Here is a 6,041-nt window from a genome sequence, read left to right on the forward strand (position 1 = left end):
TCCGGCGGATATAAGGAAGAACGGCACAGTCCACGCATCGCCGCGCACGGGAATCCGTGCTGAATCATGTTCCGTGCGCAACTTGTCACGCACGATGCGCTCGAACTCTGGGCGCGTGCCCGGAGAAGCGGCGTGACGCAGGTGCCGGAGTTGGTATTGCCGCGGTGGCCGGACGGCTTGCCGTCATCAGGAGGAGCGATGAAGAAATCGGTGTTGGCGCAGGGCGCATCCATCATGCGGGAGGCAGCATGGATACGCTGACGCACGCACTTTCCGGTGCGCTCGCGGGGCGCCTGCTGGCACCGCGCGGCAAGCCGGCATCAGCCGCGCCGCTGCCCAGGCCCTGGCAGGCGGTGGTCGCCGGCGCCGTCGCAGCGACTTTCCCCGACTTCGACTTCGTCCTCGGCTGGGTATCGGAGCTGACCTATCTGCGCGGCCATCGCGGCGTCACCCATTCGCTGTTGCTGCTGCCGCTGTGGGGGCTGCTGATCGCCTGGCTGCTGTCGCGCTTCTGGCAACGTGGCGGCCGCCGCGGGCCGGACTGGCGCAGCCTGTATGTCGTCGTCTGCGCGGCGATCCTGATCCACATCCTGGGCGATCTCATCACCCAGTTCGGCACCATGATCCTCGCGCCGTTGTCCGAGCGCCGCTTCGGCTGGGGGACGAGCTTCATCATCGACCTGCCGCTGACCGGGATCATCGTCGCCGGCCTGCTCGGCAGCGCGCTGTGGCGGCACAGCCGGGTGCCGTCGGCGCTGGCACTGGTGGCATTGGCGGGCTGGATCGGCGTCCAGGCCACCGGGCGCAGCGAGGCGATCGATGCGGCCCATGCCTATGCCGAGCGGCAGGGCATCCGGCCCGTGCTGGTCGATGCCGCGCCACGTCCGGCCTCGCCCTTCAACTGGACGGCGATCGTCTTCGACGGCGAGCGCTACCACTACGCCCATCTCAACACCCGCCGCAGCGAACCCCTGCTCGCCAGCGCGGACGACAATTTCATCCGCCGCTTTTCCGCGCCTTACCTGCCGGTGGCGCAGGCGCAGTGGGAAGTGCGCGAGCGCTTCGGCGACAATGGCGTGCGTCAACTCGCGGAAAAGGTCTGGAGCGCCGAGGACTTCGCCTTCTTCCGCTGGTTCGCGATGTTCCCGGTGCTCGACCATGCCGAGAACGGGCCATCCGGCCAGTTCTGCGCCAACTTCGTCGACCTGCGCTTCATCACCCCGGGCCGCGACGAGACACCTTTCCGCTACGGGCTGTGCGGCCGCGAAGGCGGCTGGCGCCTGTTCGAGCGCGAACCCGGTGGCCCGCGCTGGGTGATGGACTGAACATCGTCCCTTCTCCTGTGTGCCGGGGATGTTTCGGCGTGGGCCGCTCAGGTCGGCTGGGTCTTGCGCGCGTCGCCCGCCGAGTCCAGCGGTCTCGCCTTCACCCTCAGCGAGTAGGTGGTCGGTTCGAAGCCGTGCCGGCGACAGAATTCTTCGATGGCCTCGTTCAGCACTTCGTCGGTGAGCCAGTAGTCGCGGCCGGATTCTTCGCACAGGATGTGCTGGCGGAAGTCCTTCTCGGCCAGCGAATAGTGGGATTTTCCGGCGTCGATGGCGTGAAGCGTCAGCACGCCGGCTTCGACGAAGCGCTTCAGCACGGTATAGATCGACGACAGCGACAGGGTGATGCCGTTCTCGTTGAGGCGGGCCTGGATGTCGTAGGGCTGCAGCGGTTCATCGGCCTGGGCCAGCACCGTCCATACCGCCAGGCGGGGCACGGTGACCGACACGCCGGCCTTGCGCACGGCGTTGATGGCGGCGTTGGTCGAATCGTTACTGTGGACCAGGGAAGGTATGCGGGTTTCCGGACTCGGCATCATCAGGTTTGCGCCCATTGTCGTATCAGGTTGTGATAGGTGCCGGAGAGCCGGTTGACCTCGTCGGTGTTCTCCGTCCGGGTGGCCAGCCGCTGGATGCTGTTGTCGAGGTCGTACAGGATGGCGCGCCTTGCGTCGTCCTGGACCATGCTCCGCGTCCAGAAGAAGGAAGCCAGGCGCTGGAGGAAATCGCCAGCCGCCTCAGGCGGAGCGTGGCGCACTTTCGCGTCCGAGCGTGCCGTGCCGTGAACGCGCCGGTTCGTGCCGGCGCCTCATCCGCCCACCTCGGCCGGCGCCAGGGCGGGTGTTTGTTCATGGACGTGCCGCGAGTGCGTCTTCGCCGGGCTGGTTGAGCAGGTCGTCGATGGCGATCTGGATGCGCTGCGTGACCTTGTCGCGGTCGAGGCCGGGGTTGCGGATGGTGCGCTGGAGCAGCCCCTCGAAAAGACAGGCCAGCACCTCCACCATGCCGTCGATGGCGGCGGGGCTGTCCTGGTGGCCGCTACGGCGGCGGATGTCGCCGATGACGATGGCGAGCTCGCGCCTGCAGATGATGTCGGCCTCGTTGACGATCTGCGCCACGCGCGGGTTGCGCGCGGCCTCGGCGACGATCTCGAGCTTCAGCCCGGCGGCGTCGGGGTCGAGCTGCCTGACGACGCCTTCGGCGGCGCGTTCGATCAGCGCGGCGCGGACGTTGCATGCCGCACGGAACTGTGCCGTCATCTCCAGCAGGCTTTCGAGGTCCTGCGCGACGATCGCCGCGATGATGGCTTCCTTGTTCTCGAAGTAGTGGTAGATGTGGCCGGGGCTCATGCCCGCGATGGCGGATATCTTGGCAATGCTGGCGCCATGGAAACCATGTTCACGGAAGCACCGCGCGGCGGCGCACAGAATCTGCTGGCGGCGGGCGGCGGCGCGCGAGGCGTCGGTGGAGGGCGTCGTATCCGTGTTCTGCATGTATTTGTCTGCCGTGGGCCTGGCGCCCGGAAAATTTTCGTTCCGCTGCTTTTGTCTCGCTGTCGCGGGCAATTTCCTTGCGGTGCAGCAAAGGCTAACATAGAATGAGCGTTCAATCTAGAATAACCCTTCTAAGGGGCGGGGTCGAAGCGGAATGGAAAAACGCGGCGATGATCCTGTTCCTCGAATCACGAGGCTCCAATGAAGAGAATCAATAGCGCCGTCATCAAGCCCGCTGTCGTGCTTGCGCTGAGCACCCTGTTCCTCGCCGCCTGCGGCGGCGGTGCAGAGCAAGGGGGCGCTTCGGCACAGGGCGCGCCGCAGGCGCCTGCCGTCACCGTGCTGACGGTCAAGACCGAAGCGGTGCCGATGGTGTCCGAACTGCCCGGCCGCACCAGCCCCTACCTGATCGCGGAGCTTCGCCCGCAGGTTTCCGGCATCGTCACCCAGCGCGCCTTCAATGAAGGCAGTGAAGTCAAGGCAGGCCAGGTGTTGTACCGCATCGATCCCGCGCCTTACCAGGCCACCTTCGACAGTGCGAAGGCGGCGCTCGCGCGAGCGCAGGCCAATGCCGAAGCGGCGCGCCTGACGGCCGAGCGCCATGCCGGCCTGGTCAGGATCGAGGCGGTCAGCAAGCAGGCCAACGACGACGCGCAGGCCGCGCTGCAACAGGCCAGGGCCGAAGTCGCGGCGGCGAAGGCGGCGCTGGACAAGGCGCGCATCGATCTCGACTACACCCAGCTCAAGTCGCCGATCGCCGGCCGCATCGGCCGCTCGGCGGTCACGCAGGGCGCGCTGGTCACCGCCAACCAGGCGCAGGCCCTGGCCACCGTGCAGCAGCTCGACCCGATCTACGTCGATCTGAGCCAATCCAGCGTCGAAATGCTGCGCATGCGCCGCGAAGTCGAGGCCGGCCGCCTGCAGGCCAATGCCAAGGGCGACGTGCCGGTGAAGCTGATCCTGGAGGACGGCAGCGAGTACGGCGCCGAAGGCCGGCTGGCGCTGTCGGAGGTGACGGTCGACGAAGGTACCGGCAGCGTCACGATGCGCGCCCGCTTCCCGAACGCGGACGGCGTGCTGCTGCCCGGCATGTACGTGCGTGCCCGCCTGCCGCAAGGCATGCGCAACGAAGCCATCCTGGTACCGCATGCGGCGGTGTCGCACGATCCGCTCGGCAACGCGGTGGTGATGGCGGTCGGCGCCGAGAACAAGGTCGAGGCGCGGACGGTGCAGACGGCGCAGTCGATCGGTTCCAACTGGGTGGTGACCGGCGGGCTTGCCGCCGGGGAGCGCGTCATCGTCGAAGGGCTGCAGAAAGTGCGCCCGGGCGTGCAGGTGCAGGCGCAGGAGGCGGGCAGCGCGCCCGCGCCGGCGCCGGCCGCTGAAGCGAAGTGAGGTAGCGGCTCATGGCACGCTTCTTCATCGACCGGCCCATCTTCGCGTGGGTCATCGCCATCGTCATCATGCTGGCCGGCGCGCTGTCCATCCTCGAACTGCCGGTGTCCCAGTATCCGTCCATCGCGCCGCCGGCGATCGTCGTCAACGCCCGCTATCCGGGCGCATCGGCCAAGGCGGTCGAGGATTCGGTCACCCAGGTCATCGAGCAGAAGATGACCGGGCTGGACGGCCTGCTGTACATGAACTCGAACTCGGATTCGTACGGCCAGGCCTCGGTCACGCTGACTTTTTCCGCCGATACCGACCCGGACATCGCCCAGGTGCAGGTGCAGAACAAGATGCAGACCGCGCTGCCGCTGCTGCCGCTGCCGGTGCAGCAGCAGGGCGTCACGGTCGCCAAGTCGGCACGCAACTTCCTGATGGTGATCGGTTTCGTGTCTGAGGATGGCAGCCTGGGCGGTACCGACCTGTCGGACTTCCTGGTGGCCTCGGTGCAGGACCCGCTGTCGCGGGTCGACGGCGTGGGCGAGGTTACGGTATTTGGCTCGCAGTATTCGATGCGGGTCTGGCTCGATCCCGCCCGCCTGACCAACTACAAGCTCACCTCGGCCGACGTGCGCGCGGCCATCGTCGCGCAGAACGCCGAAGTGTCGGCGGGCCAGCTCGGCGGCACGCCGGCGGTGCCGGGCCAGGGTTTCACCGCGACCATCACCGCGCAGAGCCGGCTGCAGACCGTCGGCCAGTTCGAGAACATCCTGCTGCGCAGCAGCACGCAGGGCGGCGAAGTGCGCCTGAAGGACGTCGCGCGGGTCGAGATCGGCGCCGAGAACTACGGCACCGTGGCGCGCTTCAACGGCCAGCCCGCGGCCGGGGTCGGCATCCGCCTGGCGTCGGGCGCCAACGCGCTCGAAACCGCCACCGCCGTGCGTGCGCGGCTCGACGAGATGCAGCGCTATTTCCCGGCGGGGGTGGAATACGTCGTGCCCTACGACACCACGCCTTTCGTGAAGATTTCCATCCAGGAAGTGGTAAAGACGCTGGTCGAAGCGGTCATCCTGGTGTTCCTGGTGATGTATCTGTTCCTGCAGAACCTGCGCGCCACGCTGATTCCGACCATCGCGGTGCCGGTGGTGCTGCTGGGCACCTTCGGCGTGATGGCGGCGTTCGGCTTCTCGATCAACACGCTGACGATGTTCGGCATCGTGCTGGCGATCGGCCTGCTGGTCGATGACGCCATCGTCGTGGTCGAGAACGTCGAGCGGGTGATGAGCGAGGAAGGCCTGCCGCCCAAGGAGGCCACCAAGCGTTCGATGAAGCAGATCACCGGCGCGCTGGTCGGCATCGGCCTGGTGCTGTCGGCGGTGTTCGTGCCGATGGCCTTTTTCGGCGGCTCGACCGGCGTGATCTACCGCCAGTTCTCGATCACCATCGTCTCGGCGATGGCGCTGTCGGTGCTGGTGGCCATCGTGTTCACGCCGGCGCTGTGCGCGACCATGCTGAAACCGGTCGAGAAGGGCCACGAGCACGGCGAAGGCGGCCTGTTCGGACGCTTCTTCGGCTGGTTCAACCGCAAGTTCAACAACGGCACCCAGCGCTACGAGCGGGCGGTGGGCGGCATACTCAAGCGCAGCGTGCGCTTCATGGCGATCTACGTCGCCATCGTCGTCGTGCTGGGCCTGCTGTTCGTACGCATGCCGACGTCCTTCCTGCCGGAAGAGGACCAGGGCATCATGTTCAACCAGATCATGCTGCCGGCCGGTGCGACGCAGGAGCGCACGCTGGAAGTGCTGGAAAAGGTCGAGCAGCACTATCTGCAGAACGAGAA

The 6,041-nt window shown here is 67.0% G+C and carries 6 protein-coding genes; 3 read left to right on the forward strand and 3 right to left on the reverse strand.

The window, feature by feature from the left end:
* Window positions 1-248: 248 nt before the first annotated feature.
* Window positions 249-1,325 carry a metal-dependent hydrolase gene (locus TBU01S_RS16320; RefSeq protein ID WP_068638052.1) on the forward strand — a complete coding sequence of 359 codons (1,077 nt, stop codon included), beginning with the start codon at window positions 249-251 and terminating at the stop codon, window positions 1,323-1,325.
* Between the two features lie 47 nt (window positions 1,326-1,372).
* On the opposite strand, the gene TBU01S_RS16325 is transcribed toward TBU01S_RS16320, so the two are convergent.
* From TBU01S_RS16325 to TBU01S_RS16335, 3 genes are all read right to left on the reverse strand, one after another.
* Window positions 1,373-1,879, reverse strand: a complete 507-nt coding sequence (locus tag TBU01S_RS16325) for a Fur family transcriptional regulator (protein ID WP_068638054.1) — start codon at window positions 1,877-1,879, stop codon at window positions 1,373-1,375.
* The gene (locus TBU01S_RS16330; RefSeq protein ID WP_245650944.1) at window positions 1,864-2,010 is read right to left on the reverse strand and encodes a 2OG-Fe(II) oxygenase family protein; all 147 of its coding nucleotides are present in this window, start codon (window positions 2,008-2,010) and stop codon (window positions 1,864-1,866) included. Before TBU01S_RS16330 ends, TBU01S_RS16325 begins: the two co-directional genes overlap by 16 nt.
* A 163-nt stretch (window positions 2,011-2,173) precedes the next feature.
* Entirely contained in the window at window positions 2,174-2,818 is a 645-nt protein-coding gene (locus tag TBU01S_RS16335; protein ID WP_068638058.1) for a TetR/AcrR family transcriptional regulator, read from the reverse strand.
* Between the two features lie 201 nt (window positions 2,819-3,019).
* Between TBU01S_RS16335 and TBU01S_RS16340 the strand changes: the two genes are divergently transcribed.
* Window positions 3,020-4,213 (forward strand): efflux RND transporter periplasmic adaptor subunit, encoded by a 1,194-nt coding sequence (locus tag TBU01S_RS16340; RefSeq protein WP_068638060.1) that lies wholly within the window; start codon window positions 3,020-3,022, stop codon window positions 4,211-4,213.
* A gap of 11 nt (window positions 4,214-4,224) precedes the next feature.
* On the forward strand, window positions 4,225-6,041 hold a 1,817-nt coding region (locus TBU01S_RS16345; RefSeq protein ID WP_157659177.1), incomplete at its 3' end, for an efflux RND transporter permease subunit.

The sequence above is a fragment of the Thauera butanivorans NBRC 103042 genome (assembly GCF_001591165.1).
GTDB classification, from domain to species: domain Bacteria; phylum Pseudomonadota; class Gammaproteobacteria; order Burkholderiales; family Rhodocyclaceae; genus Thauera; species Thauera butanivorans.